At 34.5% G+C, this 16,785-nt stretch carries 20 protein-coding genes; 3 read left to right on the plus strand and 17 right to left on the minus strand.

Going from position 1 to position 16,785, the window contains the following annotated elements; genetic code table 11:
- Window positions 1–10 precede the first annotated feature (10 nt).
- The 16 genes from IGJ34_RS10835 to ulaG all read right to left on the minus strand — a co-directional run bounded on the left by IGJ34_RS10835 (window position 11) and on the right by ulaG (window position 12,826).
- Window positions 11–1,018, minus strand: coding sequence for a class I SAM-dependent methyltransferase (locus IGJ34_RS10835; protein WP_430598534.1), 1,008 nt, complete (start codon window positions 1,016–1,018; stop codon window positions 11–13).
- Window positions 1,019–1,269: 251 nt separating this feature from the next.
- Complete coding sequence (gene comGG, locus IGJ34_RS10840) at window positions 1,270–1,629, minus strand: competence type IV pilus minor pilin ComGG (protein ID WP_242596258.1); 360 nt, start codon at window positions 1,627–1,629, stop codon at window positions 1,270–1,272.
- A complete protein-coding gene (comGF, locus tag IGJ34_RS10845) occupies window positions 1,616–2,089 on the minus strand; it encodes a competence type IV pilus minor pilin ComGF (RefSeq protein WP_242596257.1) in 474 nt (157 codons plus the stop codon). Before comGF ends, comGG begins: the two co-directional genes overlap by 14 nt.
- The gene (comGE, locus tag IGJ34_RS10850; RefSeq protein ID WP_069655180.1) at window positions 2,061–2,384 is read right to left on the minus strand and encodes a competence type IV pilus minor pilin ComGE; all 324 of its coding nucleotides are present in this window, start codon (window positions 2,382–2,384) and stop codon (window positions 2,061–2,063) included. The genes comGF and comGE overlap by 29 nt, the downstream gene beginning before the upstream one ends.
- On the minus strand, window positions 2,359–2,793 hold the full coding sequence (comGD, locus tag IGJ34_RS10855; RefSeq protein ID WP_069655179.1) for a competence type IV pilus minor pilin ComGD: 435 nt from the start codon (window positions 2,791–2,793) through the stop codon (window positions 2,359–2,361). Before comGD ends, comGE begins: the two co-directional genes overlap by 26 nt.
- A 5-nt stretch (window positions 2,794–2,798) precedes the next feature.
- Window positions 2,799–3,080: a competence type IV pilus major pilin ComGC gene (gene comGC / locus IGJ34_RS10860; protein WP_111247722.1), complete on the minus strand. Its 282-nt coding sequence runs from the start codon at window positions 3,078–3,080 to the stop codon at window positions 2,799–2,801.
- Window positions 3,077–4,123 (minus strand): competence type IV pilus assembly protein ComGB, encoded by a 1,047-nt coding sequence (gene comGB, locus IGJ34_RS10865; protein WP_430597444.1) that lies wholly within the window; start codon window positions 4,121–4,123, stop codon window positions 3,077–3,079. The genes comGC and comGB overlap by 4 nt, the downstream gene beginning before the upstream one ends.
- Window positions 4,077–5,039, minus strand: coding sequence for a competence type IV pilus ATPase ComGA (gene comGA, locus IGJ34_RS10870; RefSeq protein ID WP_069655176.1), 963 nt, complete (start codon window positions 5,037–5,039; stop codon window positions 4,077–4,079). Before comGA ends, comGB begins: the two co-directional genes overlap by 47 nt.
- Window positions 5,040–5,516: 477 nt before the next feature.
- On the minus strand, window positions 5,517–6,848 hold the full coding sequence (locus IGJ34_RS10875) for an APC family permease (RefSeq protein WP_430597445.1): 1,332 nt from the start codon (window positions 6,846–6,848) through the stop codon (window positions 5,517–5,519).
- 136 nt (window positions 6,849–6,984) lie between these two features.
- Window positions 6,985–7,695, minus strand: coding sequence for an L-ribulose-5-phosphate 4-epimerase (locus tag IGJ34_RS10880; protein WP_430597446.1), 711 nt, complete (start codon window positions 7,693–7,695; stop codon window positions 6,985–6,987).
- Window positions 7,685–8,545, minus strand: a complete 861-nt coding sequence (locus IGJ34_RS10885) for an L-ribulose-5-phosphate 3-epimerase (protein ID WP_430597447.1) — start codon at window positions 8,543–8,545, stop codon at window positions 7,685–7,687. Before IGJ34_RS10885 ends, IGJ34_RS10880 begins: the two co-directional genes overlap by 11 nt.
- Before the next feature lie 5 nt (window positions 8,546–8,550).
- Complete coding sequence (locus IGJ34_RS10890) at window positions 8,551–9,189, minus strand: 3-keto-L-gulonate-6-phosphate decarboxylase UlaD (protein ID WP_430597448.1); 639 nt, start codon at window positions 9,187–9,189, stop codon at window positions 8,551–8,553.
- Window positions 9,190–9,316: 127 nt separating this feature from the next.
- Window positions 9,317–9,616, minus strand: coding sequence for a PTS sugar transporter subunit IIB (locus IGJ34_RS10895; protein WP_069655171.1), 300 nt, complete (start codon window positions 9,614–9,616; stop codon window positions 9,317–9,319).
- A gap of 180 nt (window positions 9,617–9,796) precedes the next feature.
- Window positions 9,797–11,272, minus strand: coding sequence for a PTS ascorbate transporter subunit IIC (locus tag IGJ34_RS10900; protein ID WP_430597449.1), 1,476 nt, complete (start codon window positions 11,270–11,272; stop codon window positions 9,797–9,799).
- A gap of 15 nt (window positions 11,273–11,287) precedes the next feature.
- Window positions 11,288–11,746: a PTS sugar transporter subunit IIA gene (locus IGJ34_RS10905; protein ID WP_430597450.1), complete on the minus strand. Its 459-nt coding sequence runs from the start codon at window positions 11,744–11,746 to the stop codon at window positions 11,288–11,290.
- Window positions 11,747–11,761: 15 nt separating this feature from the next.
- Window positions 11,762–12,826 (minus strand): L-ascorbate 6-phosphate lactonase, encoded by a 1,065-nt coding sequence (gene ulaG / locus IGJ34_RS10910; protein ID WP_430597451.1) that lies wholly within the window; start codon window positions 12,824–12,826, stop codon window positions 11,762–11,764.
- A gap of 196 nt (window positions 12,827–13,022) precedes the next feature.
- Between ulaG and IGJ34_RS10915 the strand changes: the two genes are divergently transcribed.
- The 3 genes from IGJ34_RS10915 to IGJ34_RS10925 all read left to right on the plus strand — a co-directional run bounded on the left by IGJ34_RS10915 (window position 13,023) and on the right by IGJ34_RS10925 (window position 15,574).
- The gene (locus tag IGJ34_RS10915) at window positions 13,023–13,787 is read left to right on the plus strand and encodes a hypothetical protein (RefSeq protein WP_430597452.1); all 765 of its coding nucleotides are present in this window, start codon (window positions 13,023–13,025) and stop codon (window positions 13,785–13,787) included.
- Between the two features lie 15 nt (window positions 13,788–13,802).
- Window positions 13,803–14,570: a DeoR/GlpR family DNA-binding transcription regulator gene (locus tag IGJ34_RS10920; protein WP_430597453.1), complete on the plus strand. Its 768-nt coding sequence runs from the start codon at window positions 13,803–13,805 to the stop codon at window positions 14,568–14,570.
- Between the two features lie 74 nt (window positions 14,571–14,644).
- On the plus strand, window positions 14,645–15,574 hold the full coding sequence (locus IGJ34_RS10925) for a LysR family transcriptional regulator (RefSeq protein ID WP_111247732.1): 930 nt from the start codon (window positions 14,645–14,647) through the stop codon (window positions 15,572–15,574).
- Between the two features lie 115 nt (window positions 15,575–15,689).
- Here IGJ34_RS10925 and rlmN read toward each other — a convergent pair whose 3' ends face one another.
- Window positions 15,690–16,760 (minus strand): 23S rRNA (adenine(2503)-C(2))-methyltransferase RlmN, encoded by a 1,071-nt coding sequence (gene rlmN / locus IGJ34_RS10930; RefSeq protein ID WP_206837395.1) that lies wholly within the window; start codon window positions 16,758–16,760, stop codon window positions 15,690–15,692.
- Between the last annotated feature and the right edge of the window lie 25 nt (window positions 16,761–16,785).

Here is a 16,785-nt window from a genome sequence, read left to right on the forward strand (position 1 = left end):
ATCAGTTGTTTTATTTTAAATTCGAAGACTTCCAAGCCTCAAATTGTTTAAAAAATTGAGTTACTTTTGCAGGATTTTTTAATGAACCTAGTTTTGCAACTAGTACTTCTTTTACTTGTTCACTATGTTTACCTTTATTTTGTACAAACAGAATACTTTTGCTTGATTGGACTGATTTAAAAAGTTCATCAGGCAACTGAATCATCCCTTGTAGATACACATTTTTTTGCAGCCAATTTTTGAAGAATGAACTTTGTTCTGTCTCTAAAATATTGGTTGGTATCAAAAATAGTCCATATCCGTCTGGTTTAACAAATTTCATTGCTTGTTCCATCAATAAATGATGTGCATAGCTATGGCCTTCTTCTGCTGCTGAATCAAAGTCTTTTGCTTTTTCATCATTCGGATAATAACCGATTGGCAAATCACTGATAGCTACATCAACAGGATCGACAAGTAAGTCCTGTAATCCATCTTGATGGAATAGTTGTATTGCAGCCTTTGTCCATTCATTGTTCGTTGCTGAAACAGACAATAAGGTATCGTCAATATCCACACCAAAGCCTTGAGCTGTATACTTCGCTATGTTTAAGTTGAGAATGATCGTCAGAAGTAGATTTCCCATCCCAGTTGCAATATCCAATACTTTTAGCGATTGCTCTTTACTATACAGTTGCTCGATCAAATAAACAAATAAAAAGCCAATACTATCCGGCGTTAATTGATGATTTGCCTGTAAGGATTCTACTTTATTCCCTTTAAGTAAAATCAACTGTGACAAACGTCTAATCTCTTCTGGTTCTAATTCGATTGCTTGTAGTTGTTCATAGATGTCTTTAAGTTTTTGAACAGTTTGTCCATCTGGCACATCGTCTTGCACACGCACTTGAAAATTATCAATGATATTTTCACCATTTTCAATGTAGGCATCTAAAAAAGAAGTATCCAAAGATCGTTTAAGTAATCCGATAGCCTGTTCCATTAAACCGAAAGCCTTTTCTATTTTCTCAGGGAACAAGTGAAACACCTCAATTTCCTTCTATAATATAACAATTTTTATACCTGTTCTATTTTAACGAAAAATCAGACAATAATCAATCAATTTCCTAATAATATTTGAAAATCATTGAACTACTCTCATTTTTTTGGAAAATAATAAAAGACTTCTAATTGATTTTCATTTAAAAACGAATCGCTGTATTAGTCTTTTTTAGCATAAGTTTGATACACATTTCACAGATTCTTAATTCTTGTCATTTCACTATTCAGTTAGTTAGATGACTTAGTTTGATTTGGTTTGTTTTCTTCTTGATATTGTTCTTGAAATTTATATGTTGTTTGGTTTAAATGAATGGTAACGTGTAATATTGGTTGATTATATTCGTACCGTAATATTCCTGTGGAAAAATTCTGTTGTCCTTTTTTTACAAGTGCTCTCTTCTCTGCTTTAAGGTCTGCAAGAAACATGCTCAACATTGTCTTAGCGATATAATACTCTTTGGTTTTTTTGGTAAATCTTTGTGTGAGCTGAAAATCTTCCAAAACGAATGTAAAAATGAAACTAAACAAAAAAACAAATAATAATGCTGTAAGTAATACGCCACCTTTGTATCTCTTATTCATATTCATACTCATGCTCACGCGTGATAATCCACTTTGCAGTAACATTTAAGTTATTTTCAAATATTACTTTTATTACGACAGATTTATCTTCCTCTACAAACTTGACTTGTTTGACCCCCATTAAAAGAGGCTGATACCCTCCGTTTTCTACTTTTACAATTTTGCCTAATTTATGCTCGATCCAAACCTGTTTGTTATTTTTTTTATTTCTAAGCATTATTTTGTTTATTTGGGTATTTTCATAACGACAATTTCTCAATTCATTTTCTAGTTGGATCACAAAAATCTGCCATTCTTTTTGCCGCTCACTTTTCAGTTGATTCGTTACAATAGCTGCATTTTTAATTGAAGCTGAAAAAAGCATGCAAATAATTGATAATAGGAACAGCGCAAGTAATGATTCTAATAATGTAAATCCTAAAAGATCATTCCGTAGGTTACTCTTTCTTAATTTCAAAATGCTCATTTTCACCTATAACCTCCACTTCGATCAACTTATTTGCAACTTGATAAACGCGTAGTTGATAGTCGCCATTCTCTGTATGAATATCTCGTAACAGCGGTCCTCCGTAATTTTCAAAGTGTTTCATTTCTTCATATAAAACTCTGTAAAGTATTAATTGATTAGTTGCGTGTTTATTCTTTTTTAGTAAAAAAGTATTTAATGAAAGATAACTGCCAATAATCAAACACATTAACCCTAATGCAATCAAACTTTCAAGGAAAACATAGCCGCTATAACCGGTTGATTTTCTTAACATAGCGACCACTCCCTAATTGAAATTGAAATTCAATCAATTGATTTTTTTCCGTCCATGAAAAAGAAAATTTGGATAGTTTGTCGATATTTCCAGAACCTTTTTTAAACGTAAGCTTATCTGGTCCAACAGTTTGTAACGATACTGGTATTGTGAGTCCCTTTTCAACTACTTGTCCATCTTTAAACTTAATTTGTTTAGCCTGCTCCAAAAATATAATTTGTGTATCGATTGTATTTACAACTGCCATTTGCTGTGTAAAAAGCAATTTTTTCTCAAAAGACGATAAAAATTGATCAACCTCCAAAGCTTGTTTCCATTTATTAATACTAAGTGTTGGTAGTAACATAAATACCGTACAAATAAACAACACTATTAACGATTCTATTAATGTAAATCCCTTCACATTCATAATCCTTACTTGCTCGCCTGATACTTGTCGTACTGCTCTTGGGTAATATATTCTTCTTTTAACAACTGCTCTACAGTAGGGGATTGATTTTTCTCCATAGTATAAAGATCGATTTGTGTTTCAACGATCTTAACAATTGCTTCATTGCCTTTTTTATCTACACCTTCTTTATGTTTTGAAAGATTTGGAACAAATAGTAAGATTAAAACAGAAATAATCAATAGTACTACAAGCATTTCTAACAAGGTAAATCCTTTATATTTTATTCGTTGTTTTTGCGTGTTCATAAAAAATCCTCCATTCCTCCATAAATAGGTAAAAGCATTGCAGCATAAATACTAACTACCAATAATGCAACAATTAAAAAAATAATTGGTTGGATCCATTGAATTATTTTTTCCATGCGCTTAAAAAAATGCTGCCAACAAAGTTCGCTATATAAAATTAACTCTTTTCCTAAATTCCCTTTTATCTGTCCTTGCTGAATAATCAACGATAACTCTGGCGAAAAGAAACTAAATCTGGGTAACTGTTCATAAAACGTATAGCCTGACATCAATTGTTCTTCAATCCTTTCCGCCAGTTCACTCATCAAAGATATCTGATCAGTTCCGCGCATCAACTGGATGACCATTTTGATCTCTAATCCTTGAGAAAATAATTTACCCCATTCAAGTGCGAAAAATGCTGAATTGTATTCTTTATATAGATTACCTACAAGTGGTATCTTCGCAATAAATTCAGCTTTTTTTAAAAAGGTTTTTTTGCTCAAATACCAACGTGTCAAAAGAATCATACTTGTTAATGCCAATAAAATGGTCAGTATATAATATGGACTTTGCCGAATAAATTTGATTCCGATATTATCGGCTTGAATTGTGCCATTTGTCATTAATTGAGGTAGTAACACTTGACGAATACTTATCAAAACAACGGTTAAAAAAAGCAAAAGTAGTATCGGATAACTGATTACTTTATAGAAATTTTGCTGCTGTTTGTCCACAAGTTTCATATGTTGTTTGATTTTATTTAATGTTCCTGCTATATCACCATGTGTTTGAGCAAATTCAATTTGAGTAACGATTGTTGTCTTAAATCCTAGTCTAGCTAATCTACCATAAAACGAATCACCACGTTCCATCTTATCGATCAAGTAATCGATAACAGATTCTGAAATTGAACGAGATTTTTTCATAAACATTAAACTTTCTTGAATCGTAAATCCATTACTCAATAAATCTGCTAACAACTGGATAAACAATTGCTGTTGAATACTTGATAGTTTAATGTTCTTTTTCTTCTTCAAATGTTTGATTATCGATAAATCCATACGCCCAAACCTTTCTTAATTCAGCTGACCAATTAGAAGACATTTTTTCTGAAAAATTATAATCCATAAGCAATCCACTTAACTCTTTGTTGTTAGTCATCTTAAAAGGCAATAATCGCTGATAAATTATACCTGTTACACATTCTCCGATTTCTCTTTGCTGAACGCCTAATTCAGCCAGCCTTTCATATACTCCAGTCACACTTCTCGCATGAATCGTTGCAAATACTGTATGTCCAGTTAACGCGGCTCTGATTGCAGCTTGTGCTGTAAGCCCATCTCGAATTTCACCAATGATCAAAATGTCTGGTCTATGACGTAAACAGGCCTTGATCAACACATCATAAGTCAGATCGATTTTAGTATTGGTCTGCAACTGAAGAAATGATGGTTCTTCAATTTCAACTGGATCTTCTATTGTAATCACTTGCTGAAATTGATCTGTCTCTTTTGCCAACTTATACATCAGTGTCGTTTTACCAGATCCAACCGGTCCACAAAATAGATGTAATCCACGACGTTTGATATGTTTTCTGACACTCATTAATTGTTTTGGTAAAAAATAATTTTCCTGACTATTGCCAAAAACATGTAAAAAGCGAATCACTAAGCTCTCCCGTTGTCTAAAATCTCCTACTGTCGATAATCGCAATCGTATCCCTCTCTGATTGATCGCATAAGTCACAGCGCCAACCTGTGCTTTTCTTTTTTCGCCAACATCCATACTGCCAATAAATTTAAAATGAAAAATTAATTTTTCGCCATCTTCTTCATCTAATTCTTTAAAAATTATTTTGTGCTTTCCTTTCCTTGTAAATACTTGAACTTTATTCTCCGTTGGCAAAATATAGATATCTTGTACATATTCTGTCAGTCCCCATTCTATTAGCCTTAAAGAAAGCTCTTTAATATCCATCTTCTTCCCTCCTTAAAACAATATACGCAACTTTATGCATTATCTGTGTAAAAAAGAAAAAAATGAGACAAAACTAAAAATTAGTTTCACCTCATTCTCTAAATCCAAATATACGTTTAAAAATAGTGTTTCATTATTTCTTGATTCTGTCCATTTACCAATAAATAAAAATAAAGCCCTAAATGTTGAAAATCAACACTTACGGCTTTATCAAGAGTTCTGATGCACTATCTTCCCCAAAATAGTTTATCGTTTTGATATATCTATTATACTAAAAAATTGATTGGAATAACTTTCAGAAATTGTTAATTTTATTAAAATTTTTGAGAAAAAGTAGCTCTTGCTCAAAAGGGTTGAACAAGAGCACTGCTTTATCTAACGACAAAGACTTAGATCAACTTTATTATACCAAATAATCTTTAAAGATTTTCTCAATCTCTTAGTACAAAGTGATAAATTTTTGACAATAAATGAAGATTATTTACTTTTTAATCCTTTTACTTTTTGATTTAATAGATAGACTGGAACTCCTAGCAAGGTTATACCAATACCAACACTTGCTAATAGTGTTTGTGTGAACAACGTAGTGATTAGAATGAATAGTCCTCCAAAAATCGCTATAATAGGAATAACCGGATAAAATGGAACTTTATAAGGACGATTCAGCTCTGGTTCTCTTTTTCTTAGAATCAACACCGCAGAAAAAATCAATAAGCTAAACAGCCACATAACAAAGATCAACATATCTGTCAATAAATCAAAACTACCTAAAAACATCATGATTGCTGCAATGCCAAATTGAAAAATTCCAGAAATGTACGGAACGACAAATCTTTTGGATAATTTTTGAAATTGCTTGCTACATGGAATCATCCCATCCAATGCTAATGCATAAGGAACTCGAATCCCTGTTAACGTGTACCCATTTAACGCCCCATAGACTGAGATCAAAATGCCAATAGTGACTAATTTACCACCAATCGAACCAAAAATATGAATAGCAGCTTCTGATGCAGCATTTAAATTTCCAGAAAGTTGTTCGATTGGTAATGTTTTAAGAAAAACAAAATTAATCAAAACATATACAAAGGTGATAAACGTTAAGCCTAAAAAAATCGCCTTAGGCAAATCTTTTTCTGGTCGTTTCATTTCACCAGCCACAGCCCCAACTCCCAGCCAACCATCATAAGCAAACATAGTCGCTAGTAAGGAACCGCTAAGTGCTTGGATGAAACTACTATCTCCACCAGCTTTAATGGGAATCACGGATACCTCAACATTGGCTGGCATAAAAAGACCTACCAACACAATCAATACAATTGGGATCATTTTTATAACCAGTGTAAATGATTGCAAATTCGAAGCTGCTTTAGTTCCCAACAAATTGATTAAGGTGACACTTAATCCAGTTACCAAGGCTACCGGCAAAAGAAAGTCACTAGACAAATGAAATAAGTGAATAAATTGTGTGCTGAAAATAATCGATAATGCCGCAATATTAGCAGGAAAATAAATCACACTTTGCGCCCAACCAAGTAAAAAACCTGGTAGCTTTCCATATGTATATTCGATATATTTAACAGCTCCACCCGTTTTTGGAATAGCCGTAGCTAATTCAGCACTCGTTAATCCCGCACATAACGTTAAAATACCCCCTAATATCCAGGCAAAAATGGTTAAACTTGATGATTGAGCAAAACTAACCACACTTGCTGTTTTAAAAAAAACACCCGCTCCAATAACAGTACCCATAACTGTTGAAAAAGCGCCAAATAAAGAAATTTCACGTTTTAATTGATTCTGCTCCATACTCATCCTCTTTCTCTCTTATAAGTTATTTTACTAGTATAGCTTTTTTGAACGTAAATTCAAGTACTGCCCAAAAAAAAGTACAGACAAAGCCTTCTTTAGACTTATCTGTACTTTCTAATGAAAATAATTTATTTTAAGTTTGTCCATAATAGGCATTTGCACCGTGTTTTCTAAAATAATGCTTATCTAAAAGATATTGAGGTATTGGCAAAATCGAATCATTTACAACTTCTGTTACAGACGCCATCTCAGCAATCTCATCTAAAACAATACTATTTTCTACAGCTTTTTGAGGTGTTTCTCCCCAAGTAAAGGGTCCGTGACCATAGACTAGTACCCCAGGAACTACTAAAGGGGCAATATTTTTTTCCTTAAATGTTTCTATGATCACTTTTCCTGTCTCCCGTTCGTAAGCTAAAGAAACTTCTTCTGATGTTAACTGTCGCGTACAAGGAACAACACCATAAAATGTATCTGCATGAGTGGTACCATATGCTGGTATTCCCCGACCAGCTTGTGCCCATATGACTGCATTTTTTGAATGAGTATGGACCACTGACTGAATCTCGTTGAATGCTTTGTATAATTCAATATGAGTAGCTAAATCAGAGGATGGCTTTAATTTGCCTTCCACTACCTCACCATTCAAGTCAGTCACAACCATATCGCAAGCCTCCATTTTACAATAAGGAACACCACTAGGCTTGATAACAATCAGTTCGGCCTCTCGATTGATTTCACTGACATTTCCCCAAGTAAGCTTGACTAATCCAGCATCTGGCAAAGCCAAGTTTGCAGAGAAAACACGTTCTTTCATTTCTTCAATCAATATTTTAGTTGACACTATAGCCCGCCTCCTTTAAGAATGGAAAAAGAAATGCTTTGGCTTGTTGGATTTCTTTTTCAGGTTTATCGCTATTTTCGCTCCACATCTCAATTAAAAATGGACCTGCATATTCTAAACGTTTTAAAGTTTTGAGACATCCTAAAAAATCAACACAGCCACTACCAAATGGTACTTCTTTAAACTTTCCGGGAAACTGATCCGTTACAGCCAACGTATCTTTCAAATGAATCGCAGAAATTTGATCGATCCCGATTTCTAATTCATAGCCAACATCATTTTCTGCCCACGCAGATAAATTTCCTAAATCAGGATATACCTGTAAGTATGGTGACCGAATTTGCTCTTTGATTTTTAAATATTTAGAGATAGAGTTAATAAATGGATCATCCATGATCTCTATTGACAAAACAATTTCCTTTGATGCAGCCATCGCTACCGCTTTTTTTAGGTTTTCAATAAAGTATTCTCTTGATGTCAAAGTTTTTGCTTCATAATAAACATCATAACCTGCAAGTTGAATGGTTCGTATACCAATATCAGATGCCAAATGAATCGCTTTTTCCATTAGATTCAACGCAGTTGCTCTTTTATCTGGATTTTCTGAACCAAAAGGAAAACGCCGATGTCCACTTAAACAGATGGATAATATTTTCACACCAGTCTCAGCAATTGCTTCTCTCACTTCTTTACGCTCGGCACTTGTCCAGTCTACTCTTGTTAGGCGTTCGTCTGTTTCGTCGATCGACATTTCAATAAAATCAAATCCTAATTGTTTTGCAAGTAAAAGACGTTCTTTCCAACTTATATTTTTCGGGAGCGCTTTCTCGTAGATTCCGATTGTAGTCATCCATGTCACCCCCAAATGCGTCTTATTTCATTTTGAAAATCCATGGCTGCTTTTTTAGGATCAACTGAAGCTGTGATACCTCGACCTGTAATAAATGTATAGACATCAAGGTCCTTGAATAATTTCAATGTTTCCACATCTAATCCGCCAGTAACCGAAACTCTAAAGCCCATCTCAATCAATTTTTTGACTTTTGCTAAATCCTTTTCTCCCCATGTTTCACCTGCTAAGAGTGCATCTCGACTTTGGTGATAAATCGCCTGGGAAATACCCGCATCCAACCATTTTTGAGCCTGTTCATATGTCCAGTCACCATACAATTCGACTTGAACTTCTTCAACTTCTTTCGCTGCCGCTTTCATTGTTGGAATCGTTGCGCAACATATGACCGTCATCCAATCTGCCCCGGCTTCTCGACAATTTTTTGCCACAGTGCCGCCAGCATCTGCACATTTAGTATCTGCAACTACTTTTTTATCTGGATACAATGCGCGAATACAGCGAACAGCGTCTTCTCCCGCTTGCAAACAAAGAATCGTTCCAACTTCCACGATATCTACAATTTCACCGACTGTTACCACATCTTTGATTGCACTGGGTAAATCTGAATGATCTAATGCTACCTGTAAATTAGGTCTACTCATTACTTTCTCTCCTTACTACTGTCTGTGATAACTAATCATATAAGCAGAAGTACTCAAACTTTTAAAAATTGCTTCTGCTTATATGATTAGAGTACTCTTAAACACGATGCAATCACTTCTACCTTAACTATTTAAATTTAGTAGCTAATTCAGTTTCTTGCACACGTTCACTGATTTCTTTAGCAGACATGACATTTTTCACACCAACAACTGTAATTCCCTTTTTCTTAGCATCTTCGAACATGTTTAGAAAATTCATCGGACAAAATACAACATCATACTGTCCTGCAGTACTTTTCCCTTCTGAAATTGCACAATGGTGAATATTCGTAATGTTAAAGCCTAATTCTTTCAATGCTTTCTCAACACTTTTTTTCATCATTAAACTTGTTCCTGATCCATTTGCACATGATACTAATACTCTCATTTTAATTTCCTCCTAAATTTAAAAGCTGAAAGAGCTCTTTTGATATTTTTCAAAAAAATAGTCTACATAGTTAAAGATGATAGGGTATTAATACTTCACTTCGTCTTGTACTTTTCAATATCGGTTCATCTTCAGTCATGATGTTTCCATGTAAAACATCATGACTAAGCCCACATCCCTTTATTTTTTTGCCGCCATTTTTTTTACATACTCATCATAGTCTTCAGCTATCAAGAAATAGCCTTCAGGATTTGCTCGATATTGCAATTGTGGAATTGCCAGTAACAAAATAACTACGAATGCGACACCAAAATAACCTAAATATTTCATCACTAAAGTCATCACTGGCCAAACCGTTGCCCAGTCAAACATCCCTATATATCCACCGTACTGCGACAAGCCGATAAATGCTGCTATCAAAGCAGATCCTAGTACCTGAATCACACCTGAAATAAACGGGAACATACAAGCAGCTTTAAATCCACCACGATTGTTTGCATAAACAGCAATCACCGCATTATCAAAAAATAATGGAATAAAGCCGGCAATAACGATCACTGGTGATTTAAATAGAATCAATAATCCGATTGTTATAAACTGTCCTAACGCACCAAATAAAAAACCTATCGTAACTGCATTGGGCGAACCGAAGCCAAATGTCGCCGCAACATCGATCCCCGGCACTGCACCTGGTAACAACGTATTCGATATTCCTTGGAATGACTCTGTTAACTCTGAAACGAAAGTTCGCACTCCTAGTTGTAAAATAGCGAGATAAACCGCAAAGTACAATGCTGTTTGTAATATATAGAAAACAAAACTTTGTCCTTCTACCATAAACCCTGCCTCAATCAAATATGCGGGCCCTAATACAACTAAAATAACCCCAAAGAAGAAGAGCATCAAAATGGACGTTGCAACCATATTCTCATTGAAAATTGATAAAAATCCTGGCAATTGTACATCTTCTAATTTGCGATTGTTCTTATCTTTTTTCATTTTTTCTGCTAATCGAGCGAAGATATAAACACCAAACATCTGTTGATGTGCGATTGCAAAGCCTGCCCCTTCAGTTAAATCTTGCGTGATATCCACTGTTAAGTTTGAACCGACAGCCCAATAACAGCCTAAAATAAGGCCCATGATCAACAGTATTTGAATTTGATCTAAATCAGGAAAGCAAAACAACAAAATCCAAAATGCCGTTGCGGCTTGTTGAATTTGAACATTACCAGTTGTAAAAACTGCCCGTAACTTTGTATATTTTTTAAATCGAACCAATAAGATATTCATGACAAACGCAATCAATAATAATATCATCGTATCACTAAATGTTCGTCCAAACGTTTCTTCAATTCCTGCTGTTACAGCATTTTGACCAAAATAAGGATCAATGACCATGGCATCTAAATTGAAACGTTCTTTTAAACCAACTAGGATTGGTCTAAAATTATTAACTAAACCACCAGATCCAACAGTTAAAATCAAATAGCCAACAGTTGCTTTTAAAAAACCAGCAATACTTTCATACAATGGTTTTTTTAGCAGAACATAACCTAATAGAACGATAAACCCAATTAAAAATGCTGGTTGTGTTAAAATATTTGCAGCGAAATAATCCCAAATCCCCATCAGAAAATCTACTACTTGTGTCATTTACTCCCCTTCTCTCTATAGATCAAAAGTTGCCATCACGTTTTTGTACTCCTCAATCGTCTCAATTGTCATCAATGCTTCAATCAATCCATCTGTCATCAGCATTTCTGATAATCTCGAAATATTTTCTACATGTTCTTCGCTATTTTTAGCTGCTAATGTGAAAAATAAACGAGCATTTTTTTCCGTATTCCCTTCTTCAAAACTCACATCTTGTTTCATTTTTGTAAATGAAATCGCTGTTCCTAAAACACCTTGACTGTCTTCTGACGAATGTGGCATAGCTACGCCTGGAACGATTACGATGTATGGTCCATACTTTTGAACGCATTCTACGATTTCATCTATATATTGTTGCGTGATCATTCCTTTTTCCAATAAAGTCTGACAGCTAAGAATCACAGCCTCTTCCCAATTTTCAGGTGTTTCTTCACAGAATCGAATCAAATTATTATCGTAAAAATACTTTAACATCCAGTTTCTCCCTTCTTATAAAAATGATGGAAATGGTGTATCGTTGTCTGTTGTAAAGACATCATCAAAACCGCGATAGAAGTTAAATTCAAGTTTGTCTTTATCATTTGGATACGTAAATTTTCCACCAACTTGCCAAATAAAAGGTTTAAATTGATAGTCTAAGCGATCTTTTTTAAATTTCCAGATTTCTGTAATTTCTTTTGGATCAGCCATAAAGTTTGCCCAAATATCATAATGTACGGGGATAACAACATTTGCATTCAAAGCTTCTGCCATACGCAACATATCGACTGATGTTACTTTATCCGTGATTCCCCGAGGATTTTCTCCATAGGCACCTAAACAAACGTCGATTTTATGTTCATTACCATGTTTGGCGAACAGGTTAGAATAATGAGAATCACCAGCATGATAAATACTGCCTCCGCTCGTTTCAAACAAATAATTAACGGCAATTTCATCCATATCTTGCGGTAATCTACCTTTTAATATCACTTCTGGATCTTCGCAAGTTACTAAGGCTGTTCTATCAAAAGCCTCTAAAGCGACAATCTCTATATCTTTGATCGAAACACGGTCGCCAGGTTTTACAATTGTTGTTTTCGATTCAGGAATCCCCCATTTTAACCAAGTAGCAACAACTTCCTTCGGTCCAATAAAACGGGCATCAGGGCAATTCTGATGAACTGCTGCAGCCGTATTGATATCTAAATGATCCGAATGAATATGAGTAACAACCAAAGCATCCACATCTTTGATTGCAAACGGATCGATCACAAAAGGTTGTGTTCTAAGATTAGGCTGCATATTTTCGCATCCACTCATCCGCATCATCTGATGTCCCTTTTTCATTTTCCCATTACCATGTGATCGTTTTCCTGTACCACACCATAAATCGCATAAAACATTTGTTCCTTCATGTGATTTTAGCCAAATTCCTGTACAGCCTAACCACCACATGGAAACTGTTCCCACTTTGACGTCTTCTTGCTCAATTTCCTCATTTAAATAGGTTCCCCATTCAGGAAAAGTACTTAAAATCCAACTTTCTTTTGTTACATCATGAATTGTTGCCATATGATCCCTCCGAATTGTCTTAATCTCAATTACATTTTCATTTTACAATATTATGAAACGTTTTCAATCTATTTATATGATCGTTTAAAACTTTTTAAGAACGTTTTTGTCATTTAATGATTTCAAATAGCTTTATTTGTCTTTTTTTATGTTCATATCAACCCTTTTATGATATAGTTTCGGTGAGGTGAGAAATATGAAGCATTTAATTTGGAAAATTATTTATGTTGGAAAAAAAATTTCTTTATGGATTGTTTATGGGTTGTTTGCCCTCTATATCTGCTATCTGATCACTCATACTCATGAAGTAGGAGCAAAGCTTATTTTTGGTGGTCTTGGCGGTATTGTACTGAGTGTAGTTCTCCTTTTTGAGTATTTAAAATGTATCTACGAAAAAATGATTGTTGCGCTGACTGTTGAGTGTGAGTTGAAAAAAGCAATCGCTCTAAAAGAAAAACTGCAAAAAAAAGATTTGTTTAATGGCTTCAAACAGTCTATTATTATTTTTGACAGCTTATGTTTGTTAGACGAAGGGAATTACCCTGATTGTTTGAAACATTTACATAAGAATCACCATTTCTTTCACTCCACATTCGATTACCTCTTCATCTATTATCATACGCAAATGTATTGCTTTTCTTTTTTAAAAGATGAAGAAAATTTAAATACTTGTCTAGAAAATTTGTTTAAACTAAAAAATGTTAAGAAGAAGCAAATGCGGGGATTGTTTTCATGGAATGAAATTGCTGGAGTAAGATATTTTCATCAAAATAGAAATAACAACTGTTTAAGTGAATTAAATTTAATTGATCAAAATCGATTAAATAACCGAGAGTTAACTTATCTGCTCTACCTAAAAGGCCAGTGTTTACTTAAGCTAAATAGGCTGCCGGAAGGATATCGTTCGTTAAAAGAAGCTAAAACACTTGGCAATACACTTGCAGTTGCTCAAATGATTTAGAAGGGAGGATTTTAAATGAAAAGCTCGCACCAAACAATCAAAAATCGTAGAGATAAACTACTTGAATTACTGAATAAAGAAACAAGTTTGTTAGTGAAAGAGATAAGCCTGAAACTTGGTGTTTCAGAAATAACTGTCCGTCGTGATCTAACGGCGCTGGAAAAGATGGGCTTGGTTCAACGCGCTCATGGAAAAGCACAAATCGTTCCAAAAACTGGTATAGAAGATTACAATGAAGAAATTGAAATTTTAAAAAATGTGATTGCAAAGAAAGCAGCCGAATTTGTTAAAGAGGGCAATACATTATTTATCAACACAGGCTCTACAGCGCTTTCCTCTTTAAAAAATTTAGAAAATAAACGTGTAACGATTGTCACAAATAATGTCAAAGTCGCCAATCTGGATCATAATCCAAATTCAACCGTGATTTTATCCGGTGGTGAAATTCGTTTTCCTAAAGAAGCCTTAGTGGGGGATATTGCAATTGACTCTTTTTCAAAAATGTCTTCTGACATTTCAATTATCGGATGCTCTGGGCTTAGTATCGAAAATGGGATTACTACTTCCGTCTTACATGAATCTAAAATAAATTCGCTCATCATTGAACGAACAAATGGCTTAGTGATTGTTGTTGCAGATTATCGTAAAATTGGATTTTCCTCTAATTTTACGAGTGGAATGATTAAAGATATTAATTATTTAATCACAGATACATTTGCTGCTCCTGAAGTGATTCGAGAAATCGAGAAACAGGGCGTACAAGTGATCCAAGTTGAAATCTAAGCTTATTTAATTATAATTATCAACGCAAAGTTACGTAGGTTCAATACGATTAATTAAAAAGAGGGGGGTAGATCATGCGGATCAAGCAATTGGATTATATCGTAAAAATCGTGGAATTAGGTTCTGTCAATGAAGCGGCAAAACATCTCTTTATCACTCAGCCAAGCCTTTCAACAGCTGTAAAGGAATTAGAAGAAGAAATGAATATTCAGATTTTTCAACGCACACAAAAAGGAATGGTTCTTACCACAGAAGGAACTGAATTTTTATCCTATGCTCGTCAGATTCTGGAGCAAGTCGATTTGATGGAAGAAAAATACAAAGGCACCGAAACTCGTCGAAGATTATTTTCAGTTTCTGCGCAACACTATGCGTTTGCTGTTCATGCATTTGTACAATTGATCAAATCTTACGAAAAAAATGAATATGAATTTACGTTTCGTGAAACACAAACCAATAATATTATAGAAGATGTCAGTACCTTTCAAAGCGAGTTAGGTATTTTATACTTGAATACCTTTAATGAAAAAGTGATCCGTAAATTATTAAAAGAAAAGCAACTACTCTTTCAACCTCTATTTACCGCTCATCCACATGTTTTTGTTAGTAAAAAGAATCCTTTGGTTGGAAAAAAATCAGTAACTTTAGCAGATTTAGAAGATTTCCCTTACCTTTCATTTGAACAAGGTCAATTTAATTCCTTTCACTTTTCAGAAGAAATTTTAAGTACACGTTACAATAAAAAAAGTATCCGTGTTAGTGATCGAGCAACGTTGTTCAATTTTTTGATTGGAGTAGACGGTTATACGATCAGTTCAGGTGTATTAAGCCGTGAATTAAATGATGAAAACATTGTGGCATTACCTCTTGAAGTGGACGAAACAATGGAGATTGGTTGGATTCGACCTGCTCAAATGTCCTTATCTCCGATGGGTGAAGAATATTTACGTTATTTAAAAGAACATATTGTAGATTATGGCTTCACTATTTTACCTGAAAAATAACAAAAGGGTGTGAAACAAAAGTAACAATCACTTTTGTTTCACACCCTAAATACAAATAAACAGTGAGGCAGAAGTAATCCCTTCGGAAATAAACTTCTGTCTTAGTATGGTTTAACTAACGAGTTTTGCTTGCTTTTTTGATTTGCTTACTTCTCAATTGTCCACAAGCGGCATCAATATCTGTACCATATTCTTTTCTAATAACGCAGTTAACACCGTTTTTCTTCAAAATATCATAGAACTTCATAACATCCGCTTTTTCACTACGACTATATTGATCATGTTCACTGACTGGATTATAGGGAATCAAGTTAACAAACGTCAACTTCTTCTTATCTTTTAACAAATCAGCTAATTGTTGTGCATGTTCTGGTAGATCGTTGACATGACTCAACATGATATATTCGAATGTGATTCGACGATTCGTTTTTTCCAAATATTCATCGACTGCTTCCATTAATTTCTCAATTGGGAAGCTACGGTTGATACGCATGATCGATGTTCGAACGTCGTTATTCGGTGCATGAAGAGAAATCGCCAAATTGACTTGTAGGCCATTATTTGCAAATTCCTTGATTTTAGGCACTAACCCACTTGTTGAAACAGTAATGTGGCGTGCGCCAATTGCCAAACCTTTAGGATCATTGATCGTATGTAGGAAGTTCATTAAATTATCGTAATTATCAAACGGCTCACCGATCCCCATTACCACAATGTGGCTCACTCGTTCACCTTGACCACGCTCATCAAAATAATGTTGAACCAGCATGATTTGAGCGACAATTTCTCCTGCGGTTAAATCGCGTTGTTTTTTCAGTAGCCCACTTGCGCAAAAAGTACAGCCAATATTACACCCCACTTGTGTTGTGACACAAACAGACATACCATATTCTTGGCGCATCAAGACCGTTTCGATCATGTTTTTGTCTGGTAATTCAAAAAGATATTTCACTGTGCCATCTTTTGCTTCCTGGATGATTACTTGGCGTAAAGGATTGATAATAAAGTTTTCTTCTAATAACTCAATGACATCTTTTGATAAATTCGTCATGTCGGTAAATGCCATGACACGTTTAATATAAAGCCATTCCCATACTTGAGTGGCCCGGAACTTTCTCTCGTCATGTTCGATGAACCATGCGATCAGCTCTTCTTTTGTTAAACCATAAATGGACGCTTTTTCCACTAGTTTTCTTCCTCATTTCTTCTAA

Origin of the sequence: Enterococcus sp. AZ177, assembly GCF_050544585.1 — a bacterium.
GTDB lineage: Bacteria > Bacillota > Bacilli > Lactobacillales > Enterococcaceae > Enterococcus_L > Enterococcus_L plantarum.

Coding starts and splice junctions, on each gene's coding strand:
- IGJ34_RS10905 (WP_430597450.1), bottom strand. CDS start 11,746: ATGTTAAAGTATTTTTACGATAATAATTTGATTCGATTCTGTGAAGAA.
- IGJ34_RS10890 (WP_430597448.1), bottom strand. CDS start 9,189: ATGAGTAGACCTAATTTACAGGTAGCATTAGATCATTCAGATTTACCC.
- IGJ34_RS10925 (WP_111247732.1), top strand. CDS start 14,645: ATGCGGATCAAGCAATTGGATTATATCGTAAAAATCGTGGAATTAGGT.
- IGJ34_RS10900 (WP_430597449.1), bottom strand. CDS start 11,272: ATGACACAAGTAGTAGATTTTCTGATGGGGATTTGGGATTATTTCGCT.
- IGJ34_RS10875 (WP_430597445.1), bottom strand. CDS start 6,848: ATGGAGCAGAATCAATTAAAACGTGAAATTTCTTTATTTGGCGCTTTT.
- comGD (WP_069655179.1), bottom strand. CDS start 2,793: ATGAATGTGAAGGGATTTACATTAATAGAATCGTTAATAGTGTTGTTT.
- comGF (WP_242596257.1), bottom strand. CDS start 2,089: ATGAGCATTTTGAAATTAAGAAAGAGTAACCTACGGAATGATCTTTTA.
- ulaG (WP_430597451.1), bottom strand. CDS start 12,826: ATGGCAACAATTCATGATGTAACAAAAGAAAGTTGGATTTTAAGTACT.
- comGA (WP_069655176.1), bottom strand. CDS start 5,039: ATGGATATTAAAGAGCTTTCTTTAAGGCTAATAGAATGGGGACTGACA.
- comGE (WP_069655180.1), bottom strand. CDS start 2,384: ATGTTAAGAAAATCAACCGGTTATAGCGGCTATGTTTTCCTTGAAAGT.
- IGJ34_RS10920 (WP_430597453.1), top strand. CDS start 13,803: ATGAAAAGCTCGCACCAAACAATCAAAAATCGTAGAGATAAACTACTT.
- IGJ34_RS10895 (WP_069655171.1), bottom strand. CDS start 9,616: ATGAGAGTATTAGTATCATGTGCAAATGGATCAGGAACAAGTTTAATG.
- comGG (WP_242596258.1), bottom strand. CDS start 1,629: ATGAATATGAATAAGAGATACAAAGGTGGCGTATTACTTACAGCATTA.
- IGJ34_RS10915 (WP_430597452.1), top strand. CDS start 13,023: ATGAAGCATTTAATTTGGAAAATTATTTATGTTGGAAAAAAAATTTCT.
- comGB (WP_430597444.1), bottom strand. CDS start 4,123: ATGGATTTATCGATAATCAAACATTTGAAGAAGAAAAAGAACATTAAA.
- comGC (WP_111247722.1), bottom strand. CDS start 3,080: ATGAACACGCAAAAACAACGAATAAAATATAAAGGATTTACCTTGTTA.
- IGJ34_RS10885 (WP_430597447.1), bottom strand. CDS start 8,545: ATGACTACAATCGGAATCTACGAGAAAGCGCTCCCGAAAAATATAAGT.